Source organism: Cupriavidus sp. Met-2 (genome assembly GCF_049843575.1).
Classification (GTDB): Bacteria; Pseudomonadota; Gammaproteobacteria; order Burkholderiales; family Burkholderiaceae; genus Cupriavidus; species Cupriavidus metallidurans.
Genome location: NZ_JBBHZL010000003.1, coordinates 1 through 17,299 on the forward strand (window position 1 = coordinate 1; position 17,299 = coordinate 17,299).

18 protein-coding genes are annotated in these 17,299 nt (G+C 63.7%); 4 read left to right on the plus strand and 14 right to left on the minus strand.

Features of this window, described 5'->3' with window-relative positions; all coding sequences use genetic code 11:
* Nucleotides 1–65: 65 nt before the first annotated feature.
* The gene (locus WD006_RS08440) at nt 66–362 is read left to right on the plus strand and encodes a GIY-YIG nuclease family protein (RefSeq protein ID WP_080711364.1); all 297 of its coding nucleotides are present in this window, start codon (nt 66–68) and stop codon (nt 360–362) included.
* A 53-nt stretch (nt 363–415) separates the two neighbouring features.
* On the opposite strand, the gene WD006_RS08445 is transcribed toward WD006_RS08440, so the two are convergent.
* Nucleotides 416–838, minus strand: a complete 423-nt coding sequence (locus WD006_RS08445) for an organic hydroperoxide resistance protein (RefSeq protein WP_008646921.1) — start codon at nt 836–838, stop codon at nt 416–418.
* Between the two features lie 61 nt (nt 839–899).
* Nucleotides 900–1,388: a MarR family winged helix-turn-helix transcriptional regulator gene (locus WD006_RS08450; protein ID WP_011518149.1), complete on the minus strand. Its 489-nt coding sequence runs from the start codon at nt 1,386–1,388 to the stop codon at nt 900–902.
* Between the two features lie 245 nt (nt 1,389–1,633).
* Between WD006_RS08450 and WD006_RS08455 the strand changes: the two genes are divergently transcribed.
* Complete coding sequence (locus WD006_RS08455) at nt 1,634–3,097, plus strand: DegQ family serine endoprotease (RefSeq protein ID WP_029306897.1); 1,464 nt, start codon at nt 1,634–1,636, stop codon at nt 3,095–3,097.
* A 225-nt stretch (nt 3,098–3,322) separates the two neighbouring features.
* A complete protein-coding gene (locus tag WD006_RS08460) occupies nt 3,323–3,646 on the plus strand; it encodes a hypothetical protein (RefSeq protein ID WP_011518152.1) in 324 nt (107 codons plus the stop codon).
* Nucleotides 3,647–3,770: 124 nt separating this feature from the next.
* Here the strand turns inward: WD006_RS08460 and WD006_RS08465 are convergent, their stop codons facing one another.
* The 5 genes from WD006_RS08465 to WD006_RS08485 form a co-directional block, all read right to left on the minus strand.
* Nucleotides 3,771–5,348 carry an MFS transporter gene (locus tag WD006_RS08465; RefSeq protein WP_029306898.1) on the minus strand — a complete coding sequence of 526 codons (1,578 nt, stop codon included), beginning with the start codon at nt 5,346–5,348 and terminating at the stop codon, nt 3,771–3,773.
* Nucleotides 5,345–5,842, minus strand: coding sequence for a MarR family winged helix-turn-helix transcriptional regulator (locus WD006_RS08470; RefSeq protein ID WP_008646910.1), 498 nt, complete (start codon nt 5,840–5,842; stop codon nt 5,345–5,347). The genes WD006_RS08465 and WD006_RS08470 overlap by 4 nt, the downstream gene beginning before the upstream one ends.
* A gap of 86 nt (nt 5,843–5,928) precedes the next feature.
* A complete protein-coding gene (locus WD006_RS08475; RefSeq protein WP_029306899.1) occupies nt 5,929–7,944 on the minus strand; it encodes a transglutaminase TgpA family protein in 2,016 nt (671 codons plus the stop codon).
* Complete coding sequence (locus WD006_RS08480) at nt 7,941–8,954, minus strand: DUF58 domain-containing protein (RefSeq protein ID WP_029306900.1); 1,014 nt, start codon at nt 8,952–8,954, stop codon at nt 7,941–7,943. The genes WD006_RS08475 and WD006_RS08480 overlap by 4 nt, the downstream gene beginning before the upstream one ends.
* A 24-nt stretch (nt 8,955–8,978) precedes the next feature.
* Nucleotides 8,979–9,905, minus strand: a complete 927-nt coding sequence (locus WD006_RS08485; RefSeq protein ID WP_011518156.1) for an AAA family ATPase — start codon at nt 9,903–9,905, stop codon at nt 8,979–8,981.
* 253 nt (nt 9,906–10,158) lie between these two features.
* Between WD006_RS08485 and WD006_RS08490 the strand changes: the two genes are divergently transcribed.
* A complete protein-coding gene (locus WD006_RS08490; protein WP_011518157.1) occupies nt 10,159–11,004 on the plus strand; it encodes a phytanoyl-CoA dioxygenase family protein in 846 nt (281 codons plus the stop codon).
* A 103-nt stretch (nt 11,005–11,107) separates the two neighbouring features.
* Here the strand turns inward: WD006_RS08490 and WD006_RS08495 are convergent, their stop codons facing one another.
* The 7 genes from WD006_RS08495 to WD006_RS08525 form a co-directional block, all read right to left on the minus strand.
* A complete protein-coding gene (locus WD006_RS08495) occupies nt 11,108–11,284 on the minus strand; it encodes a hypothetical protein (protein WP_155714380.1) in 177 nt (58 codons plus the stop codon).
* Between the two features lie 215 nt (nt 11,285–11,499).
* Entirely contained in the window at nt 11,500–12,240 is a 741-nt protein-coding gene (locus WD006_RS08500; RefSeq protein ID WP_011518159.1) for a GntR family transcriptional regulator, read from the minus strand.
* Between the two features lie 132 nt (nt 12,241–12,372).
* Entirely contained in the window at nt 12,373–13,377 is a 1,005-nt protein-coding gene (locus WD006_RS08505) for a 2Fe-2S iron-sulfur cluster-binding protein (protein ID WP_011518160.1), read from the minus strand.
* 17 nt (nt 13,378–13,394) lie between these two features.
* Nucleotides 13,395–13,874, minus strand: coding sequence for a GlcG/HbpS family heme-binding protein (locus tag WD006_RS08510; RefSeq protein ID WP_008646896.1), 480 nt, complete (start codon nt 13,872–13,874; stop codon nt 13,395–13,397).
* Nucleotides 13,875–13,898: 24 nt separating this feature from the next.
* Nucleotides 13,899–15,347 (minus strand): aldehyde dehydrogenase family protein, encoded by a 1,449-nt coding sequence (locus WD006_RS08515; RefSeq protein ID WP_029306901.1) that lies wholly within the window; start codon nt 15,345–15,347, stop codon nt 13,899–13,901.
* 75 nt (nt 15,348–15,422) lie between these two features.
* The gene (locus WD006_RS08520; protein WP_008646888.1) at nt 15,423–16,139 is read right to left on the minus strand and encodes a TenA family transcriptional regulator; all 717 of its coding nucleotides are present in this window, start codon (nt 16,137–16,139) and stop codon (nt 15,423–15,425) included.
* Nucleotides 16,140–16,288: 149 nt separating this feature from the next.
* Nucleotides 16,289–17,218, minus strand: coding sequence for an ornithine cyclodeaminase family protein (locus WD006_RS08525; RefSeq protein ID WP_029306902.1), 930 nt, complete (start codon nt 17,216–17,218; stop codon nt 16,289–16,291).
* Nucleotides 17,219–17,299 lie beyond the last annotated feature (81 nt).

Consider the following 17,299-nt stretch of genomic DNA (forward strand, 5'->3'; position numbering starts at 1 on the left):
GAAGCCCTCTCCGCAACTCTCCAGACCGTTGCCACGGCAGGCACCCAAACGTATGATCTGCCGCCATGACTTCCGAGATTGAGCCCGCACCCACCGAAGAACCAACTTGGTTTCTCTATTTGCTCGAGTGCGAAGGCGAATCCATTTATACAGGTATTACCACCGACGTTCAGCGTCGATATGCTCAGCATCTCGCCGGAACTGGCGCAAAGTACACGCGTTCTCGCCGGCCGCTGAGGTTGCTTGGATGGCTTGAGTTTTCGACGAAATCGGAGGCCCTAAAGGCCGAGATACGAACAAAACGTATGAGTGCGGCGCAGAAACGCGACTTCTGCAGCCAACTCCGGACAACGTATCCATAAAAGAAAAAGCCGGCAAAATGCCGGCTTTTTCTTTCTTCACACGTGATCGAGCGTCAAACCACGATCAGCGTCACGTCGATGTTGCCACGGGTGGCGTTCGAGTACGGGCACACTTGGTGGGCCGCTTCCACCAGCTTCTGCGCGGCTTCCTTATCCAGGCCCGGTAGAGAGATCTTCAGTTCGGCCTGAATGCCGAATCCCTGGGGAATCTGGCCGATACCGACCGCGCCTTCGATCTTCGCGTCAGGCGAGATCGCAATTTTTTGTTGCCCTGCCACAAAGCGGATTGCGCCCAGGAAACAGGCCGAGTATCCAGCCGCAAACAGTTGCTCTGGATTCATGCCGTTGCCACTGCCGCCCATTTCCTTCGGCACTGCCAGCTTGACGTTCAACTGGCCATCCGAGCTTTCGGCTCGGCCATCGCGGCCACCGGTTGCGGATGCGTGAGCGGTGTAGAGGACTTTTTCGAGTTTCATTTGAACACTCCAGGTTTTGCCCAGCGGGGGCGGGCTAGTCAAAGGTCCCGGCTTTTGCCGGTCAATCATCGGTCCGTGCGCTTTCCAGTGTGGACCGCAGTGCATGAAGACGCGACGTCAAAGACTGAATCTCGGAGATCGAGCATTGCGTCGCACACAGCAATTTCTCCGGAATGTCGGCTGCCGAGGCGCGAAGCCTCCGGCCTGCATCCGTCAGGTTTACAAGGACACGACGCTCATCCTTGGCATCTCGTTCGCGTGCTACTAATCCTGCTGACTCGAGCCGTTTGAGCAGCGGAGTCAAGGTGCCTGAATCGAGTGTCAGCCGTGTGCCTAGTTCCGAGACCGTCAGCGTGTTGCTTTCCCAGAGCACAAGCATGACCAGGTACTGTGGGTATGTAAGCCCAAGCTCACTTAGAAGCGGTTTGTAGATCTTGGTCATCGCCAACGAAGTCGAATACAGGGCAAAGCACAACTGTTGGTCCAGCAAGAGCCAGTCGTTGCTTGATGCTTCAGTTCGAGAGGGAGTTGTCGTATCGCGCATGAACATATCTTATACACAATTAAATTGTTCGCAATATAAAATTTGCATCGAACCTATAGAGATTAGATGGGCGACGCGCGTGCACAAGCCTTGATGAGGAAAAGCAATCAAAGATGCACTCGTGGCGTGAGTCTAACCAGACCGTGATCTGATCTGGTTCTTTAAGTCTGGCTTAAGTGTGGCTGCTTACCATGATTCCGTCGCGCCAAGAAAACCGTCGGCGCTATGGACCATCGAGAAAGGAAAGCACCATGATTCGTCAGACTCTCGCCCGCTCTGCTGTCGGTGTCGCTGCCTTGGCTGCCCTTGCCGGCGGCTACGCGTATCTGCAGAAGGATGCGATCACCCCGGGATACGCCGCACAGACCCCGGTCACCGCAAGCGCAGGACCGATTGCAGTCGCCACGCCAACGGATTTCTCGAGCATCGTGGATCAATATGGCCCAGCCGTCGTGAACATCAGCGTGACCGCGCGCGCCCAGCGTACTTCGGCACAAGTGCCGCAGGGCGTCGATCCGGATGACCCGCTGTTCCAGTTCTTCAAGCGATTCGGCCCGCAGTTCCAGGGGCCGCAGAATGCGCAGCCGCAGCTGGTGCGTGGACTAGGCTCGGGATTCATCGTTAGCCAGGACGGTCTGATCCTGACGAATGCGCACGTGGTCGACAACGCTACCGAAGTCACGGTGAAGCTCACAGACCGCCGCGAGTTCAAGGCCAAGGTGTTAGGCAGCGATCCGCAGACTGACATCGCGGTGATTCGCATCGATGCAAAGAATCTCCCCACGGTCCGGCTGGGCGACCCGTCGAAAACCCGCGTTGGCGAGCCGGTGCTCGCCATTGGGTCCCCGTACGGCTTCGAGAACACGGTCACTGCCGGTATCGTCAGTGCCAAATCGCGCTCGCTGCCCGATGACACCTACGTGCCGTTCATCCAGACCGACGTTGCGGTGAATCCCGGCAATTCCGGCGGTCCGCTGTTTAATCAGCGCGGCGAAGTGATCGGCATCAACTCGCAGATCTACAGCCAGACTGGTGGCTATCAGGGCCTCTCGTTTGCCATCCCGATCAACGTAGCGACCAAGGTCGAGGAGCAACTCGTAGCCCATGGCAAGGTCACGCGCGGCCGTCTCGGTATCTCGGTTCAGGAAGTGAACCAGGCGCTTGCGCAGTCGTTCAACTTGCCGAAGCCTGCGGGTGCGCTGGTCAATTCGGTGGAACCGGACAGCCCCGCGGCGAAAGGTGGTGTGAAGGCTGGCGACGTGATCGTGCAGCTCGGCGATGACGTCATCGATCATTCCGGTGATCTGCCCGAGCATGTGGCCGACCTCAAGCCGGGCACTGAGACGAAGCTCAAGGTCATCCGCAAGGGGCAACCGATGACGCTGACGGTCCAGGTCGGGGCGGTGAAGGAAGACGCTCTGGCTCAGAAGGGTAGAGGTGGTCAGGACGGCGGACGCCTGGGTCTTGCGGTTCGTCAGTTGACGCCCGCGGAGAAGCGCGACAGTGGCATAGACGGCGGCCTCGTGGTCGAAGACGTGACGGGACCCGCTGCGCGAGTAGGTATCCAGCCGGGCGATGTCATTCTCTCACTGAACGGCACGCCGATCTCTTCCGCCGAGCAACTGCGGACGCTGGTGTCCAAGTCTGGCAAGCAGGTGGCACTGCTGGTACAGCGTGACGATGCGCGGATTTTCATCCCGCTCGACCTCGGCTGAGCGAGTGCGAGGAAGTGGTTTACGGTCCTCGCAACACGTATACGGGACGTATACCGTAAACGGGTATACGTCCCGCAAACCCTTGCCTGAAGCGGATTTCCGGGTGACAAAACACACCAAAACCGTGTTTGAACGGGTATGATCTCGACTGCGATGCATGAAGCGTGTGGTGATATTGCGATCACCACTTCTGGTTCTTGCTGAATCGACAGAAGAAGGAAGTCTATGCAGTTGGATTTCGCCCGCGCCCCCACCTCGCCGGCTACTGACCTGGCACGGCGGCTTGCGCCAGCCGTCACGAAGCCGACACCGCGTCGGCGCAAGAAAGAAGCTCCGCCGCACTGGGAACGGGGCTATCGCTCACACTACTATCGCAATGAACGCGGCGACAAACTCGGTGAAGTCCGCTTGTCCGACCGTGGCGATCTCCCCGTGGTCTACCACTGGGCAGCCGGCAACTACTCCGGTGCAGAAGGCTCGCTGGCCCATGCGCGTGCCCGAGTGGAAGAAACAGTAGGCTTTGGCATGCGCCAGTTGTCGCTGTTCTAAGGGCGAGCGCAACCTGCGCACGCCGGATCGATGTGATGGCGATCCGCCGCCATTGCCGCGCTGTCGCCAGCGCAAACGCAGTACCCCTCCCGCCTTTCCTGCCTAAGCAAGGCACATTCCCTGGCTAGTCGAGCCGACGCTGTACCAGCATGAAGACCGCAGCCGCCATGGCGAGCACGGCAATCAATCGATAGAGATCTTCGCAGGCAATCAACCGCGCCTGTTGATCCACCAGGGCAGCAAGTTGTGCGAGCGCGCCTGCATGGGCCTGGCCCGGCTCGAATCCGCGTGCTGCCAGCGCAGCCTGCACGTTATGCATCCATTGCTCCGTTTCGGCTGGCCGCTGCCCCAGGGCGTGCACCAGGCTCGTATGCACTGCGAACTGCCGGTTCTGCAGCAGGACAGCACCTAGCGCCGATGCAAACGAACTGGCGATCTGGCGAATCAGGTTCTTGCTGCGATACCCATGCGCGAAGTCATCGCCGGCCAGTGAGCCGAATGTCAGGCCCGCGATCGGAATGATGACCATCACGCCGAAGAGCCCCTTGCCGATCAGCCCGACGATGAGCGCTGGGGGGCCGACGTCTGGCGGCATGAAGGAGAACCACGTCATCGCCCCAGCCATCAGCAGCAACCCCGTCGTCATCAGCGGCTTCTTGTGTTTCAGCTTGCGCGCCACGCGCTGGTACACCCAGATGCCGACCAGACTGATCGTCGCGGCGAACGTGTTCAGCCAGCCGGTGGTGGCAAGCGGAAACCGCAGCGCTTGCTCCGCGTAGATCGGGAACACATAGGCGGCGAGGTTGCTGATCATGTAATAGACGAAGTACATGGCCAGGCCGGTCAGGAAGACGGGCTGGTACAGCGCACGCAGGTGCAACACGGGCTTTTCGTGGTGCCACTGCTGCCACAGAAAGACAGTTAGCAGCGTCAGCGCGAGCGCGGCGATCAGCGCAATGCGTATCGGATGCGAGAACACGTCGAAACGGGCTTCCGTCAACGTTGCCTGCAGTGCGACGATCGCGACCCCGAACAGCAGCAGTGGACCGAGCCCGGGTCCTTCCACGTCATCGCGGGCTTCCGCGTCCGGGAGCAACAGCCAGGCGCCTATCGTGGCAAGTGCCGCAAACGGCAGCACGCCATAGAAGACGTCCTGCCAGACGCCTCGATCGACCAGCTCCGCGGCGAAGGCGGGGCCCAGCGCCGAAGCGCTGAAGATGCCAAGCATGAAGATGCGCGAAGCCCGCACCCGGTCGGTCTGGCTGAACATCATGTTCACCAGGATCCGGCAGCTCGTGAACAGCGCGCCGCCGCCAACGCCCTGCACGAAGCGGGCCCCCACCATTTGCGTCAGGCCGGTACTGGTGGCGGCCGCGAGCGTGCCCGCCATGAACAGCAGGAGTGACCCGGTCAGGTAGTAGCGATATCCGAATCGCCGCGCGAGCCAATGCTGCGTCAGGATCATCAGCATGCTCCCGACGGCATAGGCGGCCTGGACCAGCGCAAAGCTGCGCGGGTCCGCGTCGATCCCGCCGATGATATGGCTCGACGCGAACACGAACATGATGTTCTCGAGAAACTCGACGCCAGTGGCCAGGCCCAGCAAGATCATGAGCAACATCTGCCGTTGCTGGTGGCTGAGCAGGCGCAGCCACCTCATGCGGGCGCGCAGCCGATGCCACGGGTCTGCCTGCGCGGTCACGATGCGTTTGCTCCCAGCGCAGCCAGATGCTGATGTAGCCGACCGAGATCGCGCGTGACGGCTGCCAGACCGGTCTTGCCGATGGGTGCCCAAGCTTCGGCGTAGGCGGCATGGACTGTCGGTGCGGCACGCTTGAGCAAGTCGTGGGCGGCGGGGGTGAGGATGAGCTCGAGGCTGCGCCGGTCGTGCTGCGAAGCCTTGCGCTGGACCAGTCCGCGCGTCTCGAGCCCGTCGATGAGGCGGGTCATCTGAGTGCGCGTGGCATCGATCGTCAGTCCCAGCTCGGACGGCATGGTCGGTTCCATGGCGTCGATCCCCAGCATGCTGATGACGAGGTACTGGTTCAGGTCGAGATCATGTACGGCGAGCGCCCGTTCGATATGCTGGCGCAGCAGCCGTGCCGACCTCAGCAACAGCCGCGATGCCAGGATCAGGTCACGGGGTGCTTCCGGATACTCCGCGCAAAAGCGATCAATGCGACGCTCGAATGACATGACGATATGATTTCATCTGTAATAGTTGCGGATGAAACTATATGCCGCGTGCAGACCTTTGGCAAGGTGAAGCGTGAAAGGACTGATTACCGCAGTGCCTTCGAGAGTTCGCGCAGTGATGTGCGCAGCCGGCCAATGACTTCGGTCGTCTGCTGCGTCGTCGGGGCGCCGTAGCGCCATGCCACGTAGCCGTTGGTGAACGCCTGCACCGCGGACGCCGCGCGAGGTAGCGCGGCACAGGCGCGCGCGCTGTAGTCCCGCGGCCCTTCTGCGGTATCACGCACGCAGCCGTGCCGCGCCAGCAACCCACAGAAGCGGTCATAGAGTGCCTGGACCGGATCGGCGCGCCGGCGCCGCAGCCAAAGCGGCAACAGTGCGAGCAGACTCAAGGCGGCCAGCCCGCCGACCAGCACCGACGGCAACTTGCCCGCCAGCCCAGCCTGCTCCATCAGTTTTCCTTGCTGGACACGGTCGTACTGCAATACCCAGCGTTGCCACGTATAGCTGAGACCATCGAGACCCCAGCGCAGATCACGCAGCCAGCCCGGTGCCCTCAGGTCACGTAACGCCGGGATTTCGTCGCCAGCCAGCGCCGCGTCGACGCCCTGCTCGACCCGGCTGGGTGCGACGGCACCAGTTGGGTCCACGCGGACCCAACCACGCTGTGCGATCCAGACCTCCGCCCAGGCATGGGCATCGGATTGCCGAATCACATAGTGGCGCCCGACCGGGTTCAAGTCTCCACCCTGATAGCCAGCCACCACACGCGCCGGCACGCCGGCTGCCCGCATCAGGAACACAAAGCTGCTGGCATAGTGCTCGCAGAAGCCTCGGTGCGTTTCGAACAGAAAGCTGTCGACCTGATCCTGCTTAAGGGACGGTGGAGACAGCGTGTAGGCGAACGGCGCCGCAGCGAAGTGCCGGAGGGCCGCCTGCACACGCTGCCACGGATCCGGATACTCGTTGGCCCACCGTGCAGCCAGTTCGCGGCTGCGTGGATTGCCTTCCGGTAGCGTCAGGGCTCGTCGGAGCGTGCGCTGGGTCAGCGGCTCGGGTGCCGCCCCAAATACGGATCGGGCGCGATAGCGCAACGGCCGGTCGACGGGGAGGTTCGCAAAGAACTCGTTATCGGTGGAGACCTGCGCATTGAGGCTCGACGAGATGGCCTGGCCACGATCGAGCACGTACAGCCACGACGCCTGCGTCGGCTCAAGCGTGATGTTGTACTCGTGCGCGTCGGGTGCCGCCGAACCTGCAAAGTCGCTGTCTCCGATATCGTCGCGCAGCCCGTCGGCCGGACGCACCGATCGGGACCGGGCCGGCCGCCAGGTCTCGCCGTCGTAATCCCAGAGCACGAAAGCGCGCCAGTAAAGCGAGGCGGGTGATGGTGCCTCTCCGACGAAGTCGACGCGGAACGCGACGTCGGGCGAACGGATCAATTTGCCGATACTGCCGGGCTTCATCGTGTCGCTGATGCCAGTGCGACCGATTGGCTCCGATTGCGGCAGGCGCCACAAGGGATGGTCGAGGCGCGGGAACAGCACGAACAGGAACACCGCCCACGGTAGCCCGAACATCGCCATGCGCCCGAGCAACGGCCAGATCGCCAGTCGGCCACGCGCTTCGGGGTGGTGCAACAGCAGCCAGTTGCGGAGGACCCATGCACCGATCGCCATGCTGTAGAGCGCCAGCCAGAACGGCTGATCGGCAAGGTAGAGCGTGAGCAGCAGGTAGAACGAAAGCTGCGTGATGAGCGTGGCATCGCCCAGCGCACGCGTTTCCATCAGCTTGAGCACCACGAAGGCCGCCAGTAGCGCGATGCAGAGTTCGCGTCCCAGATTGCCGCCGGATTGCCAGACCAGTGCGCCAGCCACTACCAGTACCAGTATTGCGGCCAGGCCCACTGTCAATTTGGAGGGCAATGGCGCGCGCCGCTTCCATAGCATCCAGCGCCATGCCAGCAGCAGTACCAGCAGCAGGCTGACCGACACAGGCAGGGTGCGCGCCTGCGGCGCCAGCACCAGCGCAAGCTGGCCGATCAGCATCCCCTGTTCCTGATGGCCGAGGGGCCGGACCGCGACGGTCTTTGCCTTCTTGCTCATCGTGCGCGCCGCTCCGGCCAGAGTGCCAGGGCTTCCAGGCATGCGCGCACGTGGGCGGAACCGCGGCCCGGCGTGATCTCGACGCCGGGCAGGCGTAACCCGACTTCCGATACCTCACCCGCCATCAATACCCAGGCACACAGGCGGGACAGCCGCGCTTCCGTGTCCATGGCCGGCGGCAGCGTATTCCAGTCGATCCAGCAACTCGGCTGCTGCGGTGTGTGTCCCGAGCGGGTCAGCCATTTTCCGGTGCGCGCGCTGTGTTTCCAGGCGATGCGATGCAATGGATCGCCGGGCCGGTACCTGCGCAACTGATCGATCCCGTCGTCAGCCGCGAAGCTGGCCGCGCCGTCGTCGGCATCGTCGGATTGAGGGTGCCGGGGTAGCGGAGGCGGGCTGGCTTCCGGCGCGGGATAGACGACGGTGGCAAGTCCCAGGTCGGCATAGCTCCAGACGCGGAAGAGGCCGAATGGAAACCGGCTGGAAAGCGTGACGCGTGGCAACACCAGTCGTCCGCGCCGGATGGCGGAGAGTCGCACCGGCAACGTGCCACTGGAAACGCCGTCGAGGGTGAGGGCGGCCGTTTCTGTATCGGCACCGGATAGCGGCGTGCGTGCCTCGATGCCAATTCGCGCGGCGGCATCCTGGTTGTCGACGTGCAAGGTGAAAATCGCGCACTCACCGACGAATGCCGGTGTGACAGGTCCGGCGGACACGCGCAGATCGAGCAGATTGCGGTAAGCCATCCACATGCAGCCCATGCCGATGCCGGCCAGCAGGAATGTCAGCGCGAAGCCGAGGCTGATCGCATAGTTCAGCGATGTCAGCAGCATGGTGGCCAGCAGCACCGAAAACCCGATGCCGCCGCGTGTAGGCAGGATGTAAAGATGCCGGCGGTCGAGCGTGACAACACCGTTGACGGGCGCGCGCTTGCGGCGCAACCACACGGAGAAGCGTCCCGGCGTCGGGCCAAGGTGATCGGGCGCGGGAAGGGCTGGCCGCGTGGTCATGGGGCGGGGGTGTGTCCGATGGCCTCAGGGAATTGCGACGCTGGCCAGCAGGCGAGCCAGTGTATCGGTGCCCTGGTTCAGCGCGACCTGACCCGCGGGCAGAAGCCGGTGCGCGGCCACTGGCTCGAACACGGCCTGGACGTCCTCCGGCAAGACCATCTCGCGCTGATCAAGCAACGCCCAGGCGCGCGCGCAGGCCAGCAATGCGAGTCCGGCACGCGGGGAAAGCCCGGTCACGAAGCTCGATTCGACACGCGTGGCCTGTACCAGCGCAAGCACGTAGTCCACCAGTGCCGGGCTGGCATAGACCTTCTCCACGGCGGTCTGCAGGGCCACCACCTGATCGGCGTCCATGACCGCCTCCGCCTCGTCCTTGATCGCGCCGCCGAGATACAGCACGCGTTCGAACGCGGCGTCGGGATAGCCAAGCGATATCCGCATCGTGAAGCGGTCGAGTTGCGATTCCGGCAGCGGATGGGTGCCGATCTGCTCGAGCGGATTCTGGGTGGCAATGACGAAGAATGGGGCCGACAGTGTCTCGGTGATGCCGTCATGCGTGACCTGCCGCTCGGCCATGGCTTCTAGCAGCGCGCTCTGGGTCTTGGGTGGCGCACGGTTGATCTCGTCGGCCAGCACGACCTGCGCGAACACGGGGCCGTGATGAAAATGGAACTCCCCGGTCTCGCGCTTGAAGATCGACACGCCAACCAGATCGGCGGGCAGCAGGTCGCTCGTGAATTGCACCCGCTGATAATGCAGCCCGAGCGTGCGGGCCAGCGCATGCGCCAGCGTGGTCTTGCCGACCCCGGGCACGTCCTCCAGCAGCAGGTGACCGCCAGCCAGAATGCAGGCCAGGGCGAGCCTGACCTGGCGCGGTTTGCCCAGCACGATACGACCCAGCTGGGTTTGCACCTCTGTCAGCGAAGCGGCGATCTTGGGTCGGGCAGTCACGATGGCGCTCTTTGGGGTCGGGTTGGAGGCAGTGGCCGGATTCTTGCCGTCGGCCGTGCAAGGGTCCGGCCATTGTAGCGGCGCACGGGTCGCATCGGACAGTGGGTTTCCGCACGCTGGGGGGCCATGAAAGCATGGCGATCCCGTGGCGAATTCTCGAAATCGGGCGCCAGCCCGCGCCGGATTTCGCGGCTTCTGGCATCATCGACCTTGTTGGCGACTTGCCACTTTCAGAATTTTCTCCTCCGCTGCAATGACTGCCCCGCAACACCACGCGTCTGGCGCGTCCGCTTCCCTCGACTTTGATTCTTCCGCCCCGCTCGCTGATCAGGCCGCGCTGGCCAGTCTGGCACGCGAATTCCACGCGGGTGGCTATATCGTGCTGCGCAAGTTCGCGAGCGAAGCCACTTGCGCGGCGCTGGAGGCGGTGACGCGGCAGCAACTGGCCGCTGCGGTGCCGCCGGTCGAGTTCGAGGCCGATCTGGGTTACCCAGGGGCGCCGGCCACGCGCGAATCGGCAGGCGGGCATACGGTGCGACGCTTGCGTCAGGCCTATGGTCGCGACGAGGTGTTCCGCCGCTGGGCCAGCGATCCGGCTGTGGTGGCCACCGTCGAGGCACTGCTCGGCGAGCCGGCCCGCCTCACGCTGGCCCATCACAACTGCGTGATGACCAAGCATCCGCACTACGGCAGCCAGACCGGCTGGCATCGCGATACCCGCTACTGGTCGTTCGTCAAAAACGACCTGATCACGGTGTGGCTGGCCCTGGGCGACGAGGACGAGCGCAATGGCGTGCTGCGCGTCATTCCGGGCTCGCACCGCGCGAAGCTCGATCCCGCGCAGCTGGATCCGGCGGAGTTCCTGATCGAGGCGCATCCTGCCAGCCAGCAGTTGCTCAAGGGCACTATGCCGCTGGCGCTGCATCGTGGCGACGTATTGATGTTCGACAGCCGGCTGTTCCATGCCGCAGGTCGCAATGATTCCGAGGCGGTCAAGCTGTCGGTGGCGTTCGCGTATTTTGGGGCGAGCAATCGGCCGGTTGCCGGCACGCGGTCGGCCGAATTCGGCAGTGTGGAGTTACCGCCTACGACGCTCTGATGTGCCCCGATGCGCTCTGGGGCGCATCATCCACATCACGGCCGACTCGCCGACAAATAAAAACCGCCCCTCGGGGCGGTTTTTATTTGGGTGCGCGGTGCGCTCAGACGGTCTTGCGGTGGGCGTTCGTGCCGCGGAACAGCGCCAGCACGTCAGCGAATCGGAACGGCAGCAACGGCGTGGTGTGCCGAACGGCGTCACGGCGTGCGAAGTGGCTCAAGAGCTGCTCGCCCACCGGACGGTCGAAATACGAAGCATCCGGGTATTGCATGATGGTCATTCCCAATTGTGGTTAACATCAGACTACAGTATACACAAAATTGGTGCAGTGCGCCATTTCGTGGTGCGCACCATGGTATTGCTTGCCACGATGGGAATGCCGGACAGCCCGGCACCGGTGCGAGATGCACCGGACCGATCTACGGATTGGGTAACTCGGGAAGAAGCGGGAGAGGCGGAAGAGGCCGGAAAAGCCGAAAAAGCGGGGGAAGGTCGTCAGGCCGCCTTGTTGGCATCCGCGGATGCGGATGCTGCCGTCGCGTCGGGATTCATGGCCTCGACGGCCTTGGCCGCGCTGTAGACATGCCGCGTGGCCAGCAGGGATGCCAGGTCGGCGTCGCCGGCAATCACTGCCTGAAGGATTTGCGCGTGTTCGTCCCAGTTGGTGCGCGCGCGGGTCAGGTTCGCCGGGGCGAACAGCAGCGCCGTGCGTTCGCGCAGCGATCGCATCATTTCCTGCAGCACGCTGTTTGCGGCAATGGTGCCAAGTACCTCGTGGAAGCGCGAATTCAACTCGACAAAGCGCTGGGTCTGACCGCTGTCGACAGCGTCATTGCCTTCCTTCAACACCTTTTCGAGTTCCTGGATCAATGCCGGGTCGCGGCGCTGGGCGGCCAGCTTGGCATTGAGGCCTTCCAGCGTGGCGCGCACCTCCACCATCTCGCGGGCGATATTGGGTGACAGCCGCGCCACCGAGGCGCCACGGCGCGGCTCGATGTGCACCAGGCCTTCGGCCGCCAGCGCGCGCAGTGCCTCGCGCACGGGAATGCGCGATACCCCCAGCTCCAGCGACAGCGTGTTTTCCACCAACCGCTCGCCGGGCTCGTACTGGCCGCCCAGAATGCGCTGGCGCAGCGTATCGGTGACAAGCGCGAAAAGCGGGGAATGCTGGGCACCAAGGCTGGCAGCCGGGGCATCCGGAATCTGGCTGTAGGCACTGGCAGTGGCGTCGTTCATGGTCGGGATCGGCCGTCGGAATTCGGTGGACGCCGCTGCGCTGGGCCACGGCGTGAATGCCGCTATTGTATACCGTCACCCCCTGAGTGCAGACATAGGGTAGACATTGAGATGCGCGTTCTCGCGCCGGCGTCAGCCCGGCGCGTGCTGGAACGTGAATCCGTCGGAATAGATGAATGGCGCCTGCGCGCCCAGCACCATGAATGTCTGTTTGGCGTCGTGGATCATGTTCGGAGAGCCGCACAGATAGATCGCGTGTTCGGACAAGTCGCCGATATCGGCCGCCACCGCGTCGTGCACGTAGCCGCGCCGACCCTGCCAGGTATCGTCCGCGCGTGACAGCACCGGCACGTACTGGAAATCGTAGAGCCGCTCGCCCCACCGGGCAATCTCGTCATGGAGATAGAGATCCGCTGCCGAGCGCATCCCCCAGTAGAGCCATACGGGAGGACAGTCGGGATCATCCATCAGTGCCTCGAGCATGCTCTTGATCGGCGCGAGCCCGGTGCCGGTGGCCACCATCAGCAGCGGCCGGTAGTCTTCCTTGCGCAGGCTGAAGCTGCCGTGCGGGACTTCGACGTCGAGCTTGTCGCCCGGCCGTAGTTGCGGAAGCTGGCCCGTGGTGAAGCGTCCGCCCGCGATCTGCCGTACGTGAAAGTCCACCGTGTTCCCGTTCGGGGCCGATGCCATCGAGAAGCTGCGATGGCTGCCGTCCTCGAGCAGGATCTTCATGTACTGGCCCGGTTCGAACGCGAACGCCTCGTCGTCGGACAACGCGAGCCGCAGATGCAGCACATCGGGTCCGAGCGAGGTGATGGCCTGAACCGTCGCGGTGGTACGCCGCGCCGGAATCGCGGGTTCCGCCGCGCGCGCGGTGCTGATGACGAGGTCGCCGGCGGGCCGGGCCTGGCAGGCCAGCGCGAAGCCGGCTGCGTCCTCTTCCTCCGTCAGTCCCATCGGGAATTCTTCATAGGTCACGGCACCGTCGACCACGCGCACGCGGCACGTGCCACAGCCGCCGAAGGTGCATTCGTGCGCCAGGTTGACGCCGCAGCGCAGGGCGGCATCGAGCACGGACTCGCCGGGCGCCACCATGAAAACCTGCTGCGTTTCCGCAATCTCGACCCGATAGGACATGACGACTCCTTCCCTGGTTACTTCTTGATATCGGCCTGGGCCAGCACGGTCAGGTCTTCCGCCGCCAGCAGGTCGCGCAACGCTTCGAGCGCGGCCACGCCGCACGCGGTGTCTTGCTCGCCGTTACCGCCGGACAGGCCCACGCCGCCGATCACCTCGCCATTGACCACGATCGGGTAGCCGCCCACGAACACGGCAAACTTGCCGTCGAAGCTCCACTGGATGCCGAAGGCCTCATTGCCGGGCAGCGCGGGGCCGTTGGGCGGCGTATTGAACAGGTGGGTCGAACGCTTGTGGCCGGCGGCCGTGAAGGCCTTGTTCCAGGCGATCTGCGGTCCGGTGATGCGGGCGCCGTCCATGCGTTCGAGCAGCAGTGGGTAGCCGCCGTCGTCGACGATGCAGATGGATTCCAGCACGCCGATTTCCTCGGCCTTGCGAATGGCCGCGGCCACCATGTGGCGGGCTTCCTTCAACTCGAGCTTGATGGCTTTCTTCATGTTCGTAATCCTTCAGGTGCCTTCTCAGATGCCTTGGTAGACGGTCTTGATCTGCGTATAAAACTCGAGGCCAGCGCGTCCCGATTCGCGGAATGTCGAGGTGCTCGAGCGCTTGAGACCGCCAAATGGCGCGTTGACCAGGTTGCCCGTGGTGGTGCGGTTGATCTTGACCGTGCCCGATTCGATATCGCGCGTGAAGTCGTGCATGTAGCGCGGATTGCGCGTGGCGATGGCGGCGGACAGACCGTACTCGGTGTCGTTCGCCTGGGCGATGGCGTCCGCGTAACTGTCGACTTCGATGATCGCCAGCACCGGCCCGAAGATTTCCTCGCGGGCAATGCGCATCGACTGGGTCACGTCGGTGAACACGGTCGGCGCAACGTAGTAGCCGTGCGCGAAATCGCCGTCGGACAGCTGTTCACCACCACACAGCAAGGTCGCTTCCTGCTTGCCGATGGCGATGTAGCTCAGCACCGTTTCCAGTTGCTTGCGCGTGGCCAGCGGGCCGAGGTCCATCCCCGCCGTCATGCTGCTGCCAATTTTCAGCGCCTTGACCTTGGCCACCAGCTTCTCGGTGAATGCCTGCTTCACGTCGCGCATCACCAGGATGCGGCTGGTGCCCGTGCACGCCTGGCCCGACAGCGACAGGCCGCCCTTGACTGCCAGGTCCACCGCGCGATCGAGATCGGCGTCTTCCATGACGATCAGCGGATTCTTGCCGCCGAGTTCCATCTGCGTGCGCGTGGTCATCGGCACGGACTTGTGAATCTGCTCGCCGGCGGAGGTCGACCCGGTGAACGAGACCGCGCGGACCTCGCGCGATTCCACGATGGTCGGGCCCACTTCGGCGGCGCTGCCGGTCAGGAAGTTCAGCACGCCTTTCGGAATGCCGGCGCGGACGAATGCTTCGGCCAGCCGGTAGCCGGACAGCGGCGCGTCGGACGAGGGTTTGAACACCACGGTGTTGCCCGTGATCAGCGCGGGCGCGATCTTGCGCGCCGGGATCGACACGGGGAAGTTCCAGGGCGAGATCACCGTCACCACACCCAGCGGTTCGCGCAGGCTGTAGACGAGCATGTCGGGATCATCGTTCGGATAGCTTTCGCCGCTGAACGTCTGACCCTCCACGGCATAGAAGCGCAGGGTCTGCGCAGAGCGCATGACCTCGTCGCGCGCCAGGTTCAGCGCCTTGCCTTCCTCGCGGGTCAGTTCGGCGGCGATGGTGTCGGCGTTGGCTTCCAGATGCGCGGCGGCATCGTTGAGGATCTTCGCGCGCTTGCCGATCGGGGTCTTTTTCCATCCGTCGAACGCGGCTGCGGCAGCGGCCACTGCGGCGGCGGCGTCGCGCGCGTCGGACGCGGCGTGGCGGCTGACGATGTCGCGCGTGTCGGCAGGGTTGACGTTATCGACGGTACGGCCGCTGGCGCTGTCGCACCATTCGCCGTCGATGTAGTTGCGGTACGTCTCGGTCATCTTGCGGGGGCCTTGAACTGGGATCGGGACACCGGACGCGGCTCGCGCGCGTCCGGGGCGTACTGCTTGCGCAACTCAGGCTGCGGCTTGTGCCTTGGTGTCGACGTAGTCGTAATAGAGCGCCGTCGTGTACAGCAGGCGCATCTGGGCGCCGATTTCGCAGATCTTCAGGCAGCGTTGCTGCAGCTCGGGCGTGTTGGCGTGCTCCAGCACGATCTGGTAGCCGCGCTCACCGTGGATCTCGTCGGAGACGATGTGGAGGTCGAAGAACTCGACTTCCTCGTCGGTGAAGCCATACTTCTCGCGCAGCGTCGGCGTTTGCTTGCGATAGATCGACGGCACTTGCGATTCCAGGCCCACCACCAGACCAGCCACGGCCACCACCGGATCTTCGCGCATGGCCACGGCGTAGCACCAGCTTTGCAGGCCGCGCGTGGTCGGCGACATGTTGTCCGGGCTCACCACACGTTCGCGCGTGGTGCCGCAGGCTTCGGCAAAGCGGATCAGCAGATCGGTATGGCGGTCGCCGCCGATCTCTTCCTCGTACATATTGGCCAGCAGGAAGTCCTTGGCCTCGGTCATGTGATCGGGCGTGCGGGCGTAGATGTAGCCCAGGTAGTCCGCGAACGGGCCGACGTAGTGATAGTGGTTCTCTGCCCAGCGCGCCAGATGCTCGCGGCTCAGTTCGCCGCTGGCCCAGGCCTTGCTGAAGGGGGCCTGGTTGGCGCTCTTGCCCTTGATCGCGTTCTCGAGCGCGGTGCGGAATTCTTCACGGTTCATCAGTTCGGCCATGTTGGGGCTCCTGTTTTGACGAGGTCAGTTGGGGTTGGTCACCACGGCTCGCTGAGCGGTGTCGCGGCGTTTTCGGGTTTGTATACTTCCTACACTTTTGTTGGGCCGACAAAAATGCCGCGCACGGCGGCAGGTTCATCGGAATGGGTTCAGGCAGCCGCGGCTTGGGCTGCGGTGATGCGTTGATAGGCAATACCGGCCAGCGCGACATCCTCGAGTCCCACGCCGACCGACTTGTAGATCAGGATGTCGTCGGCATGCTTGCGCGTGGGCGCGGTGTCGAGTAGTACATCGGCCAGTTCCACGATCTTTTCGTCCGGTAGCACTGCCTTGTCGGCGAGCACCAGGTCGCCGGCCTCCCGCAGCGACTGCGGGCGCCATTCGACGACCACTGCAGCGGCGCGCGACAGCGCTACATCGTCCAACTCGCGTGTGTGCGGCAGGCTCGACCCGATCGCCGCGATAAACGTGCCCGGCTTGACGATGGCGCCAGGGAACAGTGGCGTGGTCGAGCGTGAGGCTGTGACGATGATGTCGGCCGCAGCGACCGCTTCCTCGGCTTGCGCGAATGACACGGAAACGCCGCATTGGGCAGACAGGCGCGTGGCGGCCTCGGCATCGGCATACGGATCACAGATCAGGATGCGCTGGAGCGGCAGCGCGGCCGACAGTTGCAATGCGTGCTGCACGCCCTGCGTGCCTGCGCCGAAGAGCGCCAGGGTTTGCGCATCGGAGCGCGCCAACCGCTTTGCGGCCAACACGGTGCAGGCCGCAGTGCGCAGCCGCGTGATGGCGCCAGCGTCGAACGAAGCCAGCGGGCGTCCGTCAACCGTCGAAAACAGCAGGATGACAAAGGAGAACTGACCGGCGATCGTCGTGTAAACCTTGGCGCCGGCTACCTGCTGATCCGGGATTACCGCGCCCAGCGTCGAAAGCTTCACACCGCCGGCCTCCGTGCGGATGCGTTCCTGCATGGCGGCCTGCCCGCGGCCAAAGCTGCGGAAGGCGTCGAGCATCGCGGCCTGCGCATCGGCGGCCGTGACGTGGCGATCGATCAGGGTGTCGGTGATATGGAGCATAGGGGCGTCTTGTTTGTATTTCGGTATACAGTCTACACAATGCTTCAAAAAGCGCTAGTCCCTTTTCACGAAATTCGCGCG

Bases quoted from the DNA above. Each gene is read 5' to 3' on its own strand.
- WD006_RS08470 (WP_008646910.1), bottom strand. From the start codon at position 5,842: ATGTCATTCGAGCGTCGCATTGATCGCTTTTGCGCGGAGTATCCGGAA.
- WD006_RS08445 (WP_008646921.1), bottom strand. From the start codon at position 838: ATGAAACTCGAAAAAGTCCTCTACACCGCTCACGCATCCGCAACCGGT.
- WD006_RS08460 (WP_011518152.1), top strand. From the start codon at position 3,323: ATGCAGTTGGATTTCGCCCGCGCCCCCACCTCGCCGGCTACTGACCTG.
- WD006_RS08495 (WP_155714380.1), bottom strand. From the start codon at position 11,284: ATGACCATCATGCAATACCCGGATGCTTCGTATTTCGACCGTCCGGTG.
- WD006_RS08515 (WP_029306901.1), bottom strand. From the start codon at position 15,347: ATGACCGAGACGTACCGCAACTACATCGACGGCGAATGGTGCGACAGC.
- WD006_RS08440 (WP_080711364.1), top strand. From the start codon at position 66: ATGACTTCCGAGATTGAGCCCGCACCCACCGAAGAACCAACTTGGTTT.
- WD006_RS08480 (WP_029306900.1), bottom strand. From the start codon at position 8,954: ATGACCACGCGGCCAGCCCTTCCCGCGCCCGATCACCTTGGCCCGACG.
- WD006_RS08450 (WP_011518149.1), bottom strand. From the start codon at position 1,388: ATGTTCATGCGCGATACGACAACTCCCTCTCGAACTGAAGCATCAAGC.
- WD006_RS08475 (WP_029306899.1), bottom strand. From the start codon at position 7,944: ATGAGCAAGAAGGCAAAGACCGTCGCGGTCCGGCCCCTCGGCCATCAG.
- WD006_RS08510 (WP_008646896.1), bottom strand. From the start codon at position 13,874: ATGAAGAAAGCCATCAAGCTCGAGTTGAAGGAAGCCCGCCACATGGTG.
- WD006_RS08505 (WP_011518160.1), bottom strand. From the start codon at position 13,377: ATGTCCTATCGGGTCGAGATTGCGGAAACGCAGCAGGTTTTCATGGTG.
- WD006_RS08520 (WP_008646888.1), bottom strand. From the start codon at position 16,139: ATGGCCGAACTGATGAACCGTGAAGAATTCCGCACCGCGCTCGAGAAC.
- WD006_RS08525 (WP_029306902.1), bottom strand. From the start codon at position 17,218: ATGCTCCATATCACCGACACCCTGATCGATCGCCACGTCACGGCCGCC.
- WD006_RS08490 (WP_011518157.1), top strand. From the start codon at position 10,159: ATGACTGCCCCGCAACACCACGCGTCTGGCGCGTCCGCTTCCCTCGAC.
- WD006_RS08500 (WP_011518159.1), bottom strand. From the start codon at position 12,240: ATGAACGACGCCACTGCCAGTGCCTACAGCCAGATTCCGGATGCCCCG.
- WD006_RS08455 (WP_029306897.1), top strand. From the start codon at position 1,634: ATGATTCGTCAGACTCTCGCCCGCTCTGCTGTCGGTGTCGCTGCCTTG.